Genomic DNA, 14746 nt, shown 5'->3' with positions numbered 1-14746 from the left:
CCATGGCCAACACCATCGATGCAAGCGTTTACCAATCGGTCAACGCCGCCACCGCTCAGGCCAGCTCCAAGCAGGCGTCCGACGAGCTCGGCGACAACTTCATGACCATGCTGGTGACCCAGCTGCAGAACCAGGATCCGCTCAATCCCATGGACAACAGCGAGATGACCTCGCAGTTGGCCCAGATCAACACCGTGTCCGGCATCGAGTCTCTCAACGAGACCATGTCGTCGATCACCGGCCAGATCAACGCCGGCCAGGCGCTGCAGGCCACCGGGCTGATCGGCAAGGGCGTGCTGGTGCCGGGGGATCGCATCGTCATGGCCCACAACGACGAAGGCGCGCCGGTCTCCACGCCCTTCGGCGTCGAGCTGGAAAGCCCCGCCGCCGAGGTCAAGGTGACCATCACCAACGAGTCCGGTGAGGTCATCAACAGCTACAACCTGGGCCCGGCCTCTGCCGGGACCGAGTCGTTCCAGTGGGACGGCATGACAGGTGAAGGCGTGGCGGCCCCCGAAGGTGCCTATCACGTCAGCATCGAGGCCACCGGTGTCGAGGGCGAGGAGCTTGCGGTGACCGCGCTCAACTACGCCCAGGTCGGCGGGGTGTCCCCGGCGGATGACAGCGGCCAGGTGCAACTCGATCTGGGTGCCGTCTACGGGCAGGTGGCGCTGAGCGATATCCGCCAGATTCTGTAGCGAACGCAGGATGACCGTCGGGTCATCGACGCAGGGAAACGTATAAGGAGAGTGACATGGGTTTTTCACAAGCGCTGAGTGGTCTGAACGCCGCCGCCGATAGCCTGGACGTGCTGGGCAACAATATCGCCAACTCCCAGACCGTGGGCTACAAGAGCGGTAGTGCGCAGTTCGCCGACGTCTTCGCCAACTCCCAGATCGGCCTGGGCACCAAGGTTTCCACCGTGCTGCAGGACTTCAGCGGCGGCAACCTGGAGTCCACCAACCGGCCGCTGGATCTGGGCATCAGCGGCGACGGCTTCTTTCGCATGGAGCAGAACGGCCAGGTGGTCTACAGCCGCAACGGCCAGCTGACCATGACCCCGGACGGCTACCTGCAGAACGCCCAGGGCGCACGCATCATGGGCTACGGCGTCAACGCCGCCGGCGAGGTTCAGGTGGGCGGCCAGCCCGAGGTGCTGCAGATCGAGGCCGACGAGATGCCGGCCAGCGCCACCACCCAGGTGTCCACCACCTTCAACCTCGATTCACGCAAGGTTGCCGGCGAAGACCTCAACAGCGTCACCCTGGCGGGCTCCGATGGCTCCACCGGCGTCGAGGTCGACTACCACTACTCCAACAACTTCACCGCCTACGACTCGCTGGGTAACCCGCGCAATGTCACCGTCTACTACGAGAAGACGGGCGCGAATACCTGGACCGGCACCATGGCGATGGATGGCAAGGTGTTGATGGACGAGACCGCGACCCCCGTCGCCGCGCAAACTCTCTCCATGGAGTTTGACGCCAATGGTCAACTGGTCACCCCCGCTGATGGCAAGTTTCCGGTCACCTTTGCCTCGACCGACTACTTCAATGGCGCTGCCAACGACATGGCGCTGACCTTCGATATCTCCGGCTCCACCCAGTTCGGCAACAACGCGAGCACCACCGCGCTCAACCAGAACGGCTACACCTCCGGCGCCCTGGTCGGTATCAGCATCGACAGTGACGGCACCGTGGTGCGCAGCTACTCCAACGAGCAGACCCGCCCGGCCGGCCAGATCGCCCTGGCCAGCTTCCGCAACCCCGAGGGCCTGTCACCCGCCGGTGACAACACCTGGGCCGCCACCGACGCCTCCGGCCAGGAGCTGGTCGGTGCCCCGGGCACCGGTCTGCTGGGTGGCATCCAGTCCGGCGCCATCGAGACCTCCAACGTCGACATGGCCAAGGAGCTGGTCAGCATGATCGTCACCCAGCGCGCCTATCAGGCCAACTCGCAGACCATCAAGACCCAGGACGAAGTGCTGCAGACCGCCATCAACCTGCGCTGATGACCACGCCGGCCGCTGCCCCGAGCAGCGGTCTCTCACACCTTTCAGGGGAGTCGTAGATGGATCGCATGCTCTACACCGCCATGAGCGGCGCACGCCAGACCATGGAGCAGCAGTCGGTGGTCAGCCACAACCTGGCCAACGCCTCGACCACGGGCTTTCGGGCCCAGCTTCACGCCATGCGCGCGGTGCCGGTCGAGGGCGAGGCGCGTCTCGACACCCGGGTGTCCACCGCCGCCTCGACCCCTGGGGCGGACTTTTCCCCCGGGGCCATCACCCGCACCGGTCGCACCCTGGACGTGGCCATCGACGGTGACGGCTTCTTCGCGGTGGAAAGTGACGACGGCAGCGAGGCCTACACCCGTCGCGGTGACCTGCAGGTGGACGGCAACGGCCTGCTGACCTCGGTGGGGCGCCCGGTGATCGGCGAGGGTGGGCCGATCCAGGTGCCGCTGGAGGCCGAGCTGTTCCTCGGCGCCGACGGCACCATCAGCGCCATCGGCATGGGCCAGGACCCCGACGCTCTGGCCGAGATCGGCCGGCTCAAGCTGGTCGAGCCACAGCCCGGTGAGCTGACCCGTGGCGGCGACGGCCTGTTTCGCTCCATCGGTGAGAATGGCGAGCCTGCCGCCCTGGCGGCCTCCGACCAGGTACGGGTGGTCAGCGGGGCGCTGGAGGGCAGCAACGTCAATCCGGTGGAGTCCATGGTGGCGATGATCGATGTGGCGCGGCGCTACGAGCTGCAGACCAAGATGATCAGCACCGCCGACGAGAACGCGCAGAAGGCCAACAGCCTGCTGTCGTTGAACGGCTGACCCCTTCAACCGACGGCCAGGGCCGAATTATTGAGCGGTCAGGGGAGACTCCTGACCGAGGGAGAGAAGAACGATGATCAAGTCGCTGTGGACGGCCAAGACCGGACTCGAATCCCAGCAGGTCCAGCTGGACGTGATTTCCAACAACCTGGCCAACGTCTCGACCAACGGCTTCAAGCAGTCCCGGGCGGTGTTCGAGGACCTTCTGTACCAGAACATGCGCCAGCCCGGCGCCCAGAACAACGTCCAGGACCGCCTGCCCTCGGGCATGCAGATCGGTTCCGGCGTGCGTCCGGTGGCCACCGAGCGCCTGCACACCCAGGGCGGGCTCGAGGCCACCGAGAACTCGCGTGATCTGGCGATCAACGGCAAGGGCTTCTTCCAGGTGCTGATGCCCGACGGCACCACCGCCTTCACCCGCGACGGCAGCTTCCAGCTCGACGAGAACGGTCAGATGGTCACCGCCAACGGCTACCCGCTGGAGCCGGCCATCATCATCCCCGACAACGCCCTGTCGGTGGACATCGGCGAGGACGGTGTGGTCTCGGTGACCCAGCCCGGCACCAGCGAGTCCGACGAGGTGGGCCAGATCACCATCTCCACCTTCGTCAACGCCACCGGCCTTCAGTCCATCGGCGGCAACCTGTACCTCGAGACCAGCTCGTCGGGACCGCGCAACGAACTGATGCCGGGCATGAACGGCGCCGGCCGACTGCTGCAGGGCTATGTGGAGACCTCCAACGTCAACGTGGTGGAGGAGATGGTCAGCATGATCCAGACCCAGCGCGCCTACGAGATCAATTCCAAGGCGGTGCAGACCAGCGACGAGATGCTGGCACGCCTGGCACAGCTCTAGCCACGACCCCGACAATAATTTTGCCAACGCCCCTCGGTGGCACTGGAGACGGCCATGCACCCTGACACGACCTCATCATCTGGCGCGCCACACGGTGGGGCTCATGCTGTTCTGCGCCTGGCGACGCTGGCGCTGGCCCTGGTGCTGCTGACGCTTGCCGGCTGTGCCCAGATTCCCCACGCCTCGGTGGTGGGCGAGCAGGAGCAGATCGAGATCCCCGATCGGCCGCTGCCGGTGGCCAACGGCTCGATCTTCCAGAAGGCCCGGGGCTACCAGCCGTTGTTCGAGGATCGTCGTCCGCGCAGCGTCGGCGACATCCTGACCATCGTGCTGGACGAAGAGGTCAGCGCCAGCAAGAACTCCCGCTCCAACGCCGACCGCGACGGCAGCTCCAGCCTGACCTTCTCCCAAGTGCCGGATGGCCTGGAGGAGCTGCTGGACTATGGCTTCGAGATCGACGGCGACTCGGACTTCGAGGGCGGCGGTGGCTCCCAGGCCAACAACTCCTTCACCGGCACCATCACCGTCTCGGTGATCGAGGTGATGAACAACGGCAACCTCAGGGTGCGTGGCGAGAAGCAGATCGCGATCAACCAGGGCACCGAGTTCATCCGCTTCGGCGGGGTGGTCAATCCGCGTTTCATCACCACCCAGAACACCGTGCCGTCCACGGCGGTGGCCGATGCGCGCATCGAGTACGTGGGCAACGGCTACATCAACGAGGCGCAGCACATGGGCTGGATGCAGCGGTTCTTCCTGAACGTTTCCCCCTTCTAGGCCGAGCATCATGAGAAACCCTGTCTCCCGTCGCCCCACCCTGACCCTCGGCAGCCTGATGCTGGTGCTGCTGATCGCGCTGTCGGCCTTCTCCCACCTGGCTCGCGCCGAGAAGGTCCGCGACCTGGCCAGCTTCGCCGGGGTGCGCGACAACCAGTTGGTGGGCTACGGCCTGGTGGTGGGCCTGGACGGCTCCGGTGACCAGACCATGCAGGCGCCGTTCACCGGCCAGAGCCTCAACAACATGCTGTCCCAGCTCGGCATCACCGTGCCGCCGGGCACCAACATGCAGTTGCGCAACGTGGCGGCGGTGATGGTCACCGCCGATCTGCCGCCGTTCGCCCAGCCCGGCCAGCGCCTCGACGTGGTGGTGTCTTCCATCGGTAACGCCCGCAGCCTGCGCGGCGGCACCCTGTTGATGACGCCATTGAAGGGGGCCGACGGCGACGTCTACGCCCTGGCCCAGGGCAACCTGTTGATCAACGGTGCCGGTGCCGAGTCTGCCGGCTCCAGCGTGCAGATCAGCCACCAGGCCGCCGGGCGCATCGCCGGCGGCGCCATGGTCGAGCAGACGGTACCGCTGGCGCTGGGCAGTCGTGACGGCGTGCTCGAGCTGCAGCTCAACCAGGCTGACTTCGGTACCGCCGAGCGCGTGGTCCGGGCGATCAACGACACCTTCGACTACCCGGTGGCCTCGGCCAGAAACGGCGGCGTCATCGCCCTGAATGGGCCGACCAACGCCAACTCCCGGGTCAACTTCATGGCCCGTGTCGAGAACGTCGATGTTACGCCGATGCCGGCTCGGGCCAAGGTGGTGCTGAATTCGCGCACCGGCTCCATCGTGCTCAACGGCAGCGTGACGCTCAAGCGTGCCGCCGTGGCCCACGGCAACCTGTCGATTGTCATCGACACCGCCTTCGGCGTCAGCCAGCCGGCGCCCTTCAGCCGCGGCGGCGAGACCACGGTGGTGCCGGACTCCGATATCACCATCGACGAGGGCCAGGGCACCCTGCAGGTGGTCGAAGGCGCCAACCTGCTCGACGTGGTGGACGCCCTCAACGCCCTCGGCGCGACTCCCAACGACCTGATGTCGATCCTCGAGGCGCTCAAGGCCGCGGGATCGCTCAGAGCCGAGCTGGAGATCATCTGATGGCTATCTCTGATCTTTCATCTGGGCCCATGACAGGGCCGGCTTCGGGGCCCATGACCGGACTCTCGGGTTCTGCCCTGTCCGGCGCCAGCCGGGCCACCGGCAGCGTCGGCCAGGCCGGCTTCGCGCTGGACATGCAGGGGCTGGCGCGGCTCAAGACCAGCGCCCGCCAGCAGGACCCGGCTGCGGCGGCGGAGGCGGCGCGCCAGTTCGAGGCGATGTTCATCAACATGATGATGAAGAGCATGCGCGACGCCGTGCCGTCTTCTGGCCTGACCGACTCGAAGCAGACCCAGTTCTACCAGACGCTGCTCGACCAGCAGTGGTCCCAGACCATGGCCAGCCGCGGCATCGGCCTTGCCGACCAGCTCATGGCCCAGCTACGTGGCCCAGAGGCCAGCCAGGCCAAGGATGTCGAGGCACTGATCGCGGGGATTCCCCGTGGCACGCCGCGTCCGCTGTCCAACGCCCTGAGAGCGGACGCGCCGGCAGACAGCGAGGTCGAGGCGCCGACCAACTTCCTCGACGAGCTGGGCGCCGTCAGCCAGGGCATGACCACCGCCCAGGCCGAGGAGCGCATCAGCGGCCGCGAGGCCCGCGACACCCCGGCCCACGTCCAGGCCTTCCTCGACAAGCTGGCCGCCCCGGCCCAGGCCGCCAGCCGCGCCTCTGGCGTGCCGGCGGAATTGATCCTGGCCCAGGCGGCACTGGAGACCGGCTGGGGCCGCCACGAGATCGCCACCGCCGACGGCAACAACAGCCACAACCTGTTCGGCATCAAGGCCGGCAGTAGCTGGGACGGCCCGACTACCCGTATTACCACCCACGAGGTGGAAGACGGCCAGCGTCAGCGTATTCGCGATGACTTCCGGGTCTACGGCTCCTTCGAGGAAGCCTTCACCGACTACGCCAGGCTGATCAGCAACAACGCCCGCTACGCCGAGGTCACTACCGCGCCGGACGCCGAGGCCGCGGCCCACGCGCTGCAGAGGGGCGGCTACGCCACCGACCCGGCCTACGCCGCCAAGCTGATCGCGGTGATGCACACCTTTGGCCCGATCGATGACGGCACAGGCGCCACCCGCGTGGCGGCCGGCGAGGCTCGACCCGCGAATGTCGGCGCATCGCCAGCAGAAGCCGCCAAGAAGGTGGACGCAACTTCCACCGCGGGTGAGCGTGGCAGCGACTGGCTGGCCAGGGCGGATATAAGCGCCAACCCCACCCAGGTCTTCTAGGGCTTGTCTGAAAAGTGCCTGCGCTCGGTAATACGGCGTTAAAAATCGGATCAAAATGCTCATTTACACCCCGTAAACTGCGCTTTCTCACCGATTTTTGCCTTGTCTAACCTTCGCTCGTCGACTTTTCGGACAGCGCCTAGTCGCCCGGAAAATTAATGGTTTTTGCGGCACCGAGGCTCTCAAGCCAGCGGCCATTCGGCCGATAAACAGGCTATCGGCGAAAGGAATTCCACCATGAGCATGTTCTCCATCGGCTTGAGCGGCCTGAATGCCGCCCAGAACGCCCTGACCACCACCAGCAACAACATCAGCAACGTCTATACCCCGGGCTACAACCGCGAGATCACGGTGCTGGGCGAGGGCAGCGGCGGGACCCAGGGCGTCCAGGTCAACGACATCGAACGTCAGTTCAACCAGTACGTGGCCGACCAGCTCAATGGCGCGGTGAGCTCAAGCTCGGCGCTGGACGCCTACCAGACCCAGATCAACCAGATCGACAGCCTGCTGGCCGATCAGGACGCCGGTCTGGCGCCGCTGATGCAGAACTTCTTCTCGTCGCTGGAAGACCTGGCCTCGGCCCCCTCGGACCCTGCCGCCCGTCAGGGCGTGCTGGGCGCGGCGGACACCCTGAGCGCCCAGTTCCGCGCCTTCGACAGCTACCTGCAGGACATGCAGGACGGTATCAACAGCCAGATCCGCGACGAGATCACCCAGATCAACAACCAGAGCGAGCAGCTGGCCTCGCTCAATCGCGAGATTTCCCTGGCCAAGGCCAAGACCGGCGAGGCGCCCAATGCGCTGCTCAATCAGCGTGACCAGCTGGTCACCGAGATGAGCGAGCGTATCGGGGTGGAGCTGACGGTGCAGGACGGTTCTTCCTATCGGGTCAGCCTGCCCGGCGGACAGCCGCTGGTGGCCGGCACCGAGTCCTACCAGTTGAAGGCGGTGGCCTCGGCCAATGATCCCCAGCGGGTAGTGGTGGGCTACCAGGATCCCGGCGGTGGCCTGCAGCGACTCGACGAGGACAGCCTCGAGGGCGGCTCGCTCGGCGGGCTGATCCAGTTCCGTTCCGAGACCCTGGATCGCACCCAGAACCAGATCGGCCAGCTGGCGGTGTCCATGGCGGTGGCCTTCAATACCCAGCACGCCGAGGGCATCGACCTGGACGGCAACCCCGGCGGCGCCATGTTCGACATCGGCGAGCCGCGGGTCTTCGCCAACGATGCCAACGAAGGTGGCGCTACGGTCACCGCGAGTTTCGACACCGACAACATCAGTGAACTCGAGGCGGCCGACTATGAGGTCAAGGTCAAGATCGACGAGTCGACCGGCGCCCAGACCTTCGAGGTCACCCGCAAGGACACCGGCGAAGCGGTGGACGCGAGCTTCGACGCCACCGAGAGCGAACTGAGCTTCGGCGGCGTGACGCTCGCCATCGATGACCCCAGCGCCCTGGCCGACGGCGATCGCTTCGAGGTGCAGCCGGTACGCCGCGCCGCGGGCGGCTTCGATAACGCCATCAGCGATCTCGACAAGATCGCCGCCGCCGGTGAGTCCGGTGCCAGCGGCGACAACGAGAACGCCCTGGCCCTGCAGGGGCTGCAGGACAAGATGAGCGTGGGTGGCAGCGCCACCCTGAGCCAGGCCTACGCCTCGCTGGTCAGCGACGTGGGTAACCGTACCAACGTGGTGCAGGTCAATCTGGCGGCCCAGCAGGGGCTGACCGAGCAGTTGAGCGCGGTGAAGCTGTCCGAGTCCGGGGTCAACCTGGATGAAGAGGCGGCCAACCTGATCCGCTACCAGCAGTACTACCAGGCCAACGCCAAGGTCATCGACACCGCCACCTCGGTGGTCGACACCATCCTCGGACTGCGCGGCTAAGGAGAGCAGAGCATGCGTATCAGCACCGTCACCATGTACGACCAGAGCGTCAGCTCGCTCAACCGCCAGCAGTCCGAGTTCCTTCACCTGAGCCAGCAGCTCGCCAGCGGCAAGCGGGTGGTCAATCCCTCCGACGACCCCCAGGCGGCGTCCCGGGCGGTGGCGGTCAGCCAGGCCCAGGCGGTGACCCAGCAGTACACCGACGCCCGGGTCAGCGCGCGCAACGCCCTGTCCCAGGAAGAAAGCGTGCTCAACAGCGCAAGCGACGCCCTGGCCAGCGCCAAGGCGCTGGTGATCCAGGCCTCCAACGACACCCTGAGCGACGCCGACCGGCAGTCCATCGCCAGCGAACTGCGCGGCGTCTACGAGACGCTGATCGGTCAGGCCAACGCCACCGACGGCAACGGTCGCTACCTGTTCGGTGGCTACGCCGACGGCGCCGAGCCCTTCACCGACAGCGGCAATGGCATCGAGTACGTGGGCGGTGACAAGGTGCGCGAGCAGCAGGTGGACGCCTCGCGACTGATGTCGGTGGGGGATACCGGCGCCGACATCTTCACCAGCGTGCCCAGCGGTGCGGGCTACGTGGCCGAGCAGGGGGACAACAGCGGCAGCGTGACCTTTGCCGGCCCCGACGTGGTCGACAATAGCGACGCCGGCTACGGCAAGCGCTACCAGGTAGAGTTCGGCGGCACCGATGACGCCCCCACCTACAGCGTTCTGGTCGAGGACGACAGCGGTAACTGGGTCAGCGCGGGAGCGGCCCTGGAAGATCAGCCCTACGACCCCGAGGGCACCAGCGTCGAGGTGGGTGGCCTGCGCCTGGAGCTTGAAGGCGCGCCTGCGACCGGCGACAGCGTGACCTTCGGTCCCGCCGACACCATGAACACCAACGTCTTCACCACCTTCGAGAAGGTGCTGTCGGTGCTGGAAGCCCCCGCCGACACCCCCGCAAAGCAGGCGACGCTGCATAACACCCTGAACGGCGCCATGCGCGAGCTGGACGCCAGCCTCGACAACGTGCTGACCAAGCGGGCCTCGGTCGGCGCGCGGCTCAACGAGCTGGACGTGATCGACTCGGTCAGCGGCAACCGCGAGCTCAACTACGCCCAGACCATGTCGGACCTGGTCGATCTGGACTACAACCAGGCGATCTCCGAGTACAGCATGCGTCAGGTAGGCATGCAGGCCGCCCAGCAGGCCTTTATCGGCATTCGCGACCTGTCGCTGTTCAACTATATGTAGGGTCGATGTAGCGCCGTACGTAACGCGATCGCGCGAGGGGCCGGGGTGATCAGAAGCTGTCCCTTTGCAAATAAAAAGCGGCGCGTCCTTCCCTGGACGTCGCCGCTATGCTGCCTTGGGTCTTGCTTGGGTCGAGCGATTGTCTAGAAATGCAGGTCGACCCTGGTCCAGAACATGCGTCCCGGTTCGTTGATGCGTTCATCGGCGTCGAAGCCGAAGCCCGCGTCGCCGGCCACGTTCAGGTGCTCTGCGTAGGTCTTGTCGAAGACGTTGTCGACCCCGGCACTCAGGGTGACGGACGCGTTGACGTCGTAGGCGCCGTTGAACGACAGGGTGCCGAAACCGGCGGAGTCGCCGAAGTCCTTGCCGGAGACGTTGCCCTTGCCCTCGTCGGTGCGATGCTGGGCCGCGACCAGGCGCCACAGCGCGCCCACCGAGACGTCTCCTTGGTGCCAGTTCAGTCCGAAGCGACTTTCCAGCGGCGGCATCTGCGGCAGCGCCTCGTGATCCTCGGTGTTGCGACCCCAGGCGTAGGCCAGGCTAGCGTCACCGCTCAGGTTCTCGGTGAAGTCGTAGCTGGCCCCCATCTCGGCACCGGCGATCTGGGCGTCGACGTTGGTGACCTGGGTATCGTCTCCGCTGGTGCCACCGTTGTAGTCGAACAGGATGAAGTCCTGAACGTAGCCGGCGTAGCCGGAGACCCAGGCGCCCAGGCGTTCCCCCTGAAACTGCAGGCCGATATCGAACTGGGTGGTCTTTTCCGGCTCGACGCCTGCGAAGGCGGTCTCATCGCCGTCGGGTCCCAGATTGTCCGGCTTGAGTTCCCAGAAGTCGGGGAATCGCTGGACGTGACCGAGACCGGCGTAGAAGGTCGCCGGCGTATCGGCCAGGTCGCGCTCATAGCGAAAGAAGCCGCTGGGCAGGCGGTCGTGGCGCACCTCTCCGGCGCTGTCGCTGTGGCCTTCGTCGTTCTCGTCCTGAACCCGGTAGTAGTCGTAGCGGGCGCCGCCGATCCAGCGCTCCAGATCGCTTGAATACCAGGTCAGTTCGCTGAAGATGCCGGCCTGGCCTCGGGTGTAGTCCTTGTCCCAGGCGAAGTGCCCAGCGCCGAGGAAGTTGCCGTCGTCATCGAGGGCGCTCCTGCGCTTGCGGTGGTCCTCGGTGCTGCCGTCGATGCCGGCGATCCAGGTGAGGTCCTCGAATTCCCAGGTGGAGGCGATGCGGCCGCTGCGGGTGCGACGGTCGAGTTCGCTTTCCATGCGCGGGTCATCCATGGACATGCCACCCATACCGCCCATGCCCCCCATGCGAGCCCCCATGGCGCCACCGAGCATTGGCATGCCGCTCATACCGCCGCCCATACTGCCACTCCCCATGCCTCCCATATCACCGCCGTCCATACCGCCACTTCCCGTGCCTCCCACATCACCGCCGCTGCCCATGCCGCCGTGGCCGCCGCCCATATGCATCGGCTTGGGTTCGCGCAGCCGGAAATTGTCCATCACGTGGTTGGCGTAGGCGTAGCCGAGGCTCGCTTCCAGCTTGGTCCAGTGCTCGCTCATGTTGCGCTTCTCGAAGCGCAGGTCGATGGTCTCGCGCAGGAACCTGGAGCCGTCCATCATGCGCCCCGGGTAGGCCGCCTCGGCGTCACCCCGGCCCACGGCCAGTTCCAGCCAGGTGTCATAATTGGGGGTCCAGCCCAGCGCCACGTCGGCGTTCCAGCGGTCGTCCCACTCGGAATGGATAGTGTCGCCGTCGCCGTCCTGATAGTCGTTGGCCTCGGACTCGTTGGCGATTACGCGCAGGTAGCCGGTGTTGCCGCCGATGGCGGTGTCGATGCGACGATCGAAGCGACCGTAGGTGCCGACGGTGGCGCTGGCATCGAAGCGCATGCCGTCCTCATCGAGCTGCTCGGGACCACGCACGAAGTTGATGGTGGCCGCCGAGGCGCCCGGTCCATGCAGCACCGACTGTGGCCCCTTGACCACCGTCAGCTCGTCATAGCTTTCCGGATTGATGTAGGAGGTGGGCGTATCCATGCGGTTGGGGCAGGCGCCGAGCATCTCGCTGCCGTTGGTCAGGATGCGCAGGCGCGAGCCGAACATGCCACGGAATACCGGGTCGCCGTTGGTGCCGCCGGTGCGCCGGGTGGCGAAGCCGGGAATGGTCTTGAGGTAGTCGGCGCCGTCGCTGGCCGGCACCGGCTGACGCGGCACGCGGGGGTCGGTCACGATGGTGACCGGCGAGCTTAGTGGCACCGCGGTAATCACCATGGTCGGCGTCGACAGCAGCGCTTCGTCACCGGTGGTGACGGGTTTGAGGGTAGCGACGGTCTTGTTGATAGCGGCGCCATCGGCGTACAGCGCCGGGGAGCCGGCCAGTGCCAGCGACGCCACGGTGATGGCGGTGGCCAGAGGAGCGCGCCGAGCGCGCAGGGGTTCACAGAAAGCGTTCATGGGCTTCCCTGACAGGTGCGAAAAAGCACGATTTGATCCAGGGGCCGTCAGCACTTCCGCAAGGGTGGAAGCGAGAGGTCCCGTGTAAAAGCCTTGGTTAGCAGGCTGGCCAGGCTTGGATGGTCAGGGAGAGAAGGGTGGCGCCCGAGTCAGCGCCTGGGGAAAGACGGCGGGGCGGGAGTGGCCGCGCGCGGGTCGGTGACGGACTCCTTGGCGGTAAATCGGTCCGGCCAGGGCGGTGAGCACCAGCAGCAGGGTCAGCACCGGCACGTGCTGGTACAGCGAGCAGTAGCCGCAGGCATCGGCCAGGCCGACACCATGGTCAGTGGCATGGCCTGTGTGGCTATTCGCGTGGTTGCGGGTGTGGCTGCTGGTGTGGCTGCTGGTGTGGGTAGCCGTGAGAAGCCCCGGATCACCGCTTATATGGTGAGCCGCATGATGGCCGTGCACCTGTCCACCGGTCTGGCCGCTCACTTGGCCAATCAGCGGTCCCAGCACCACCAGGCACATCGCCACCAGAGCCCACCAGGGGGCATGGCGCGAACGAAAGGCGTGGGGAGGTGATGGGGGCATTGAGGCTCACCGGTAACAAAACTGTGCCAGTCTAGCGATGTGCTGCCCAGTGAGTGAGGCCTCCCGCGCGGCGCGATGTCGCATCCAGCAGGGTCATGCCAGGGTGACGGCAAGTGAGATGCCCTGGATCAAGAAGTACTTGACCCGCACATCAATATGTCCATAATTCCGGACATATGGACAAAGATGATCTGCAACCGACCCTCGACACCTTCGCCGCGCTGTCTCAGCCCACCCGGCTGGCTGCCTTTCGCCTGCTGGTGCGTCACGAGCCCGAAGGCCTGCCTGCCGGCGAGCTGGCCCGCCGCCTGGAGGTGCCCCACAACACCCTGTCGGCCCACCTTGGCGTGCTCAGCCGGGCGGGGCTGGTCAGCCAGCGCCGGGAAAGCCGCTCCATCGTCTATCGGGCGGACCTGGTGCACATGGTGGCCACCCTCGACTTTCTGGTGCGCGACTGCTGCGCCAGCCGGCCGGAGGTGTGCAACCCCCTGGCCGACCTGCTGGGCCCCGGCACCGGTGACGACACCAGGACCTGCTGAGCCACGACAGCCTCGATAGCCAAGATCGCCTCCCGGAGCCCCCATGACGCTGATCTACCACAACCCGGCCTGCGGCACCTCGCGCAACGTGCTGGCCATGCTCGAGGCCTCCGGCGAATCGCCCGAGGTCATCGAATACCTGAAGACACCGCCCAGCCGTGAGCGCCTGGTCGAGCTGATCGAGGCCATGGGCATCACGCCCAGGGCCCTGCTGCGCCAGAAGGGTACGCCCTACGACGAGCTGGGCCTCGGTGATGACCGCCTCGACGACGAGGCCTTGATCGACGCCATGATGGCCCACCCGATTCTGATCAACCGACCCATCGTGGTGACCGCCAGGGGCGCGGCGCTGTGCCGTCCCTCCGAACGGGTACTGGCGCTGGTCGAGGCGCCGCTGTCGGCCATCGAGGGCGACAGCTTCACCAAGGAAGACGGCGAAACCGTCACGCTGGAGGCAAACCGCACATGACCCCCGATACCCTGCTCAAGGACCTGCCCAACATCGACCCGGAGCTGTGGCGGCCCATCGCCGTGGACGAGCTGGCCCCGCCCAGCGCGCCACGCCATGCGCCTCGCATCCTGGTGCTGTACGGCTCGCTGCGCGAGCGCTCCTACTCGCGGCTCTTGGCCGAGGAGGCCGGGCGTTTGCTCGCGGCCTTCGGTGCCGAGGTGCGTACCTTCTCCCCCCAGGGGCTGCCGCTGCCCGATGGCGCCGAGGCCGACCACCCCAAGGTCGCCGAGCTGCGCGATCTGGCGAGCTGGGCCGAGGGCATGCTGTGGGTCAGCCCCGAGCGCCACGGTGCGATGACGGCGGTGATGAAGGCCCAGATCGACTGGATTCCGCTGTCACTCGGCGGGGTTCGCCCGACCCAGGGCAAGACCCTGGCGCTGATGCAGGTGTGTGGCGGCAGCCAGAGCTTCAATACGGTGAACCAGATGCGCCAGCTGGGGCGCTGGATGCGCATGCTGACCATCCCCAATCAATCGTCGGTACCCAAGGCCTTCAACGAGTTCAACGAGGCGGGGCGGATGCGCTTGTCGCCGCTGTACCTGCGCGTGGTCGACGTGTGCGAGGAGCTGATGAAGTTCACCTGGCTCAACCGTGGCCGTGACGGCTACCTGACCCAGCGTTATTCCGAGCGGGTCGAAAGCGCCGAGCAGGTGTCTTCGCGGGTCAATCAGGACAGTCTCTGACAGGGAGTTTT

14 protein-coding genes are annotated in these 14746 nt (G+C 66.3%); 12 read left to right on the top strand and 2 right to left on the bottom strand.

The genetic code is table 11. The features are described 5' to 3' along the window. Window positions 1–2 precede the first annotated feature (2 nt). The 9 genes from flgD to flgL all read left to right on the top strand — a co-directional run bounded on the left by flgD (window position 3) and on the right by flgL (window position 9973). Entirely contained in the window at window positions 3–698 is a 696-nt protein-coding gene (gene flgD, locus NFI08_RS04545; RefSeq protein ID WP_045992585.1) for a flagellar hook assembly protein FlgD, read from the top strand. Window positions 699–754: 56 nt separating this feature from the next. Then, window positions 755–2011 carry a flagellar hook protein FlgE gene (gene flgE / locus NFI08_RS04540; protein WP_349587551.1) on the top strand — a complete coding sequence of 419 codons (1257 nt, stop codon included), beginning with the start codon at window positions 755–757 and terminating at the stop codon, window positions 2009–2011. 59 nt (window positions 2012–2070) lie between these two features. After that, window positions 2071–2826: a flagellar basal-body rod protein FlgF gene (flgF, locus tag NFI08_RS04535; RefSeq protein ID WP_045992587.1), complete on the top strand. Its 756-nt coding sequence runs from the start codon at window positions 2071–2073 to the stop codon at window positions 2824–2826. Window positions 2827–2899: 73 nt separating this feature from the next. After that, window positions 2900–3682, top strand: coding sequence for a flagellar basal-body rod protein FlgG (gene flgG, locus NFI08_RS04530; protein ID WP_045992588.1), 783 nt, complete (start codon window positions 2900–2902; stop codon window positions 3680–3682). Between the two features lie 54 nt (window positions 3683–3736). Beyond that, a complete protein-coding gene (locus NFI08_RS04525; RefSeq protein ID WP_253554599.1) occupies window positions 3737–4459 on the top strand; it encodes a flagellar basal body L-ring protein FlgH in 723 nt (240 codons plus the stop codon). A 58-nt stretch (window positions 4460–4517) separates the two neighbouring features. Beyond that, entirely contained in the window at window positions 4518–5609 is a 1092-nt protein-coding gene (locus NFI08_RS04520; protein ID WP_274601887.1) for a flagellar basal body P-ring protein FlgI, read from the top strand. A 134-nt stretch (window positions 5610–5743) separates the two neighbouring features. Further along, window positions 5744–6844 carry a flagellar assembly peptidoglycan hydrolase FlgJ gene (flgJ, locus tag NFI08_RS04515; RefSeq protein ID WP_502881051.1) on the top strand — a complete coding sequence of 367 codons (1101 nt, stop codon included), beginning with the start codon at window positions 5744–5746 and terminating at the stop codon, window positions 6842–6844. Between the two features lie 237 nt (window positions 6845–7081). Beyond that, window positions 7082–8728, top strand: a complete 1647-nt coding sequence (flgK, locus tag NFI08_RS04510; RefSeq protein WP_349587543.1) for a flagellar hook-associated protein FlgK — start codon at window positions 7082–7084, stop codon at window positions 8726–8728. A 12-nt stretch (window positions 8729–8740) separates the two neighbouring features. Continuing rightward, window positions 8741–9973 (top strand): flagellar hook-associated protein FlgL, encoded by a 1233-nt coding sequence (flgL, locus tag NFI08_RS04505; protein WP_349587540.1) that lies wholly within the window; start codon window positions 8741–8743, stop codon window positions 9971–9973. Between the two features lie 143 nt (window positions 9974–10116). Here flgL and NFI08_RS04500 read toward each other — a convergent pair whose 3' ends face one another. Both NFI08_RS04500 and NFI08_RS04495 read right to left on the bottom strand, forming a co-directional pair. Next, window positions 10117–12429, bottom strand: a complete 2313-nt coding sequence (locus tag NFI08_RS04500; RefSeq protein ID WP_349587537.1) for a TonB-dependent receptor domain-containing protein — start codon at window positions 12427–12429, stop codon at window positions 10117–10119. Window positions 12430–12552: 123 nt separating this feature from the next. After that, window positions 12553–13002, bottom strand: coding sequence for a DUF2946 family protein (locus tag NFI08_RS04495; RefSeq protein WP_349587534.1), 450 nt, complete (start codon window positions 13000–13002; stop codon window positions 12553–12555). A 176-nt stretch (window positions 13003–13178) separates the two neighbouring features. Here NFI08_RS04495 and NFI08_RS04490 point away from each other — a divergent pair, with 176 nt between their 5' ends. Genes NFI08_RS04490 through arsH form a run of 3 tightly spaced genes read left to right on the top strand, consistent with a single transcriptional unit; the run spans window position 13179 to window position 14735 of the window. Then, window positions 13179–13541 carry an ArsR/SmtB family transcription factor gene (locus NFI08_RS04490; protein ID WP_349587531.1) on the top strand — a complete coding sequence of 121 codons (363 nt, stop codon included), beginning with the start codon at window positions 13179–13181 and terminating at the stop codon, window positions 13539–13541. A gap of 43 nt (window positions 13542–13584) precedes the next feature. Further along, window positions 13585–14010, top strand: a complete 426-nt coding sequence (gene arsC, locus NFI08_RS04485) for an arsenate reductase (glutaredoxin) (RefSeq protein ID WP_124804612.1) — start codon at window positions 13585–13587, stop codon at window positions 14008–14010. Further along, the gene (arsH, locus tag NFI08_RS04480; RefSeq protein WP_045994294.1) at window positions 14007–14735 is read left to right on the top strand and encodes an arsenical resistance protein ArsH; all 729 of its coding nucleotides are present in this window, start codon (window positions 14007–14009) and stop codon (window positions 14733–14735) included. The genes arsC and arsH overlap by 4 nt, the downstream gene beginning before the upstream one ends. Window positions 14736–14746: the final 11 nt, after the last annotated feature.

This window comes from Halomonas sp. EF61 (genome assembly GCF_040147045.1).
Classification (GTDB): domain Bacteria; phylum Pseudomonadota; class Gammaproteobacteria; order Pseudomonadales; family Halomonadaceae; genus Halomonas; species Halomonas litopenaei.
Note: the sequence above shows the minus strand (reverse complement) of the source record. Positions and strands in the feature narration are given on the sequence as shown.

Bases quoted from the DNA above. Each gene is read 5' to 3' on its own strand.
- NFI08_RS04495 (WP_349587534.1), bottom strand. From the start codon at position 13,002: ATGCCCCCATCACCTCCCCACGCCTTTCGTTCGCGCCATGCCCCCTGG.
- flgK (WP_349587543.1), top strand. From the start codon at position 7,082: ATGAGCATGTTCTCCATCGGCTTGAGCGGCCTGAATGCCGCCCAGAAC.
- flgG (WP_045992588.1), top strand. From the start codon at position 2,900: ATGATCAAGTCGCTGTGGACGGCCAAGACCGGACTCGAATCCCAGCAG.
- NFI08_RS04500 (WP_349587537.1), bottom strand. From the start codon at position 12,429: ATGAACGCTTTCTGTGAACCCCTGCGCGCTCGGCGCGCTCCTCTGGCC.
- flgF (WP_045992587.1), top strand. From the start codon at position 2,071: ATGGATCGCATGCTCTACACCGCCATGAGCGGCGCACGCCAGACCATG.
- NFI08_RS04490 (WP_349587531.1), top strand. From the start codon at position 13,179: ATGGACAAAGATGATCTGCAACCGACCCTCGACACCTTCGCCGCGCTG.
- NFI08_RS04520 (WP_274601887.1), top strand. From the start codon at position 4,518: ATGCTGGTGCTGCTGATCGCGCTGTCGGCCTTCTCCCACCTGGCTCGC.
- NFI08_RS04525 (WP_253554599.1), top strand. From the start codon at position 3,737: ATGCACCCTGACACGACCTCATCATCTGGCGCGCCACACGGTGGGGCT.
- flgJ (WP_502881051.1), top strand. From the start codon at position 5,744: ATGCAGGGGCTGGCGCGGCTCAAGACCAGCGCCCGCCAGCAGGACCCG.
- flgE (WP_349587551.1), top strand. From the start codon at position 755: ATGGGTTTTTCACAAGCGCTGAGTGGTCTGAACGCCGCCGCCGATAGC.
- flgD (WP_045992585.1), top strand. From the start codon at position 3: ATGGCCAACACCATCGATGCAAGCGTTTACCAATCGGTCAACGCCGCC.
- arsC (WP_124804612.1), top strand. From the start codon at position 13,585: ATGACGCTGATCTACCACAACCCGGCCTGCGGCACCTCGCGCAACGTG.
- arsH (WP_045994294.1), top strand. From the start codon at position 14,007: ATGACCCCCGATACCCTGCTCAAGGACCTGCCCAACATCGACCCGGAG.
- flgL (WP_349587540.1), top strand. From the start codon at position 8,741: ATGCGTATCAGCACCGTCACCATGTACGACCAGAGCGTCAGCTCGCTC.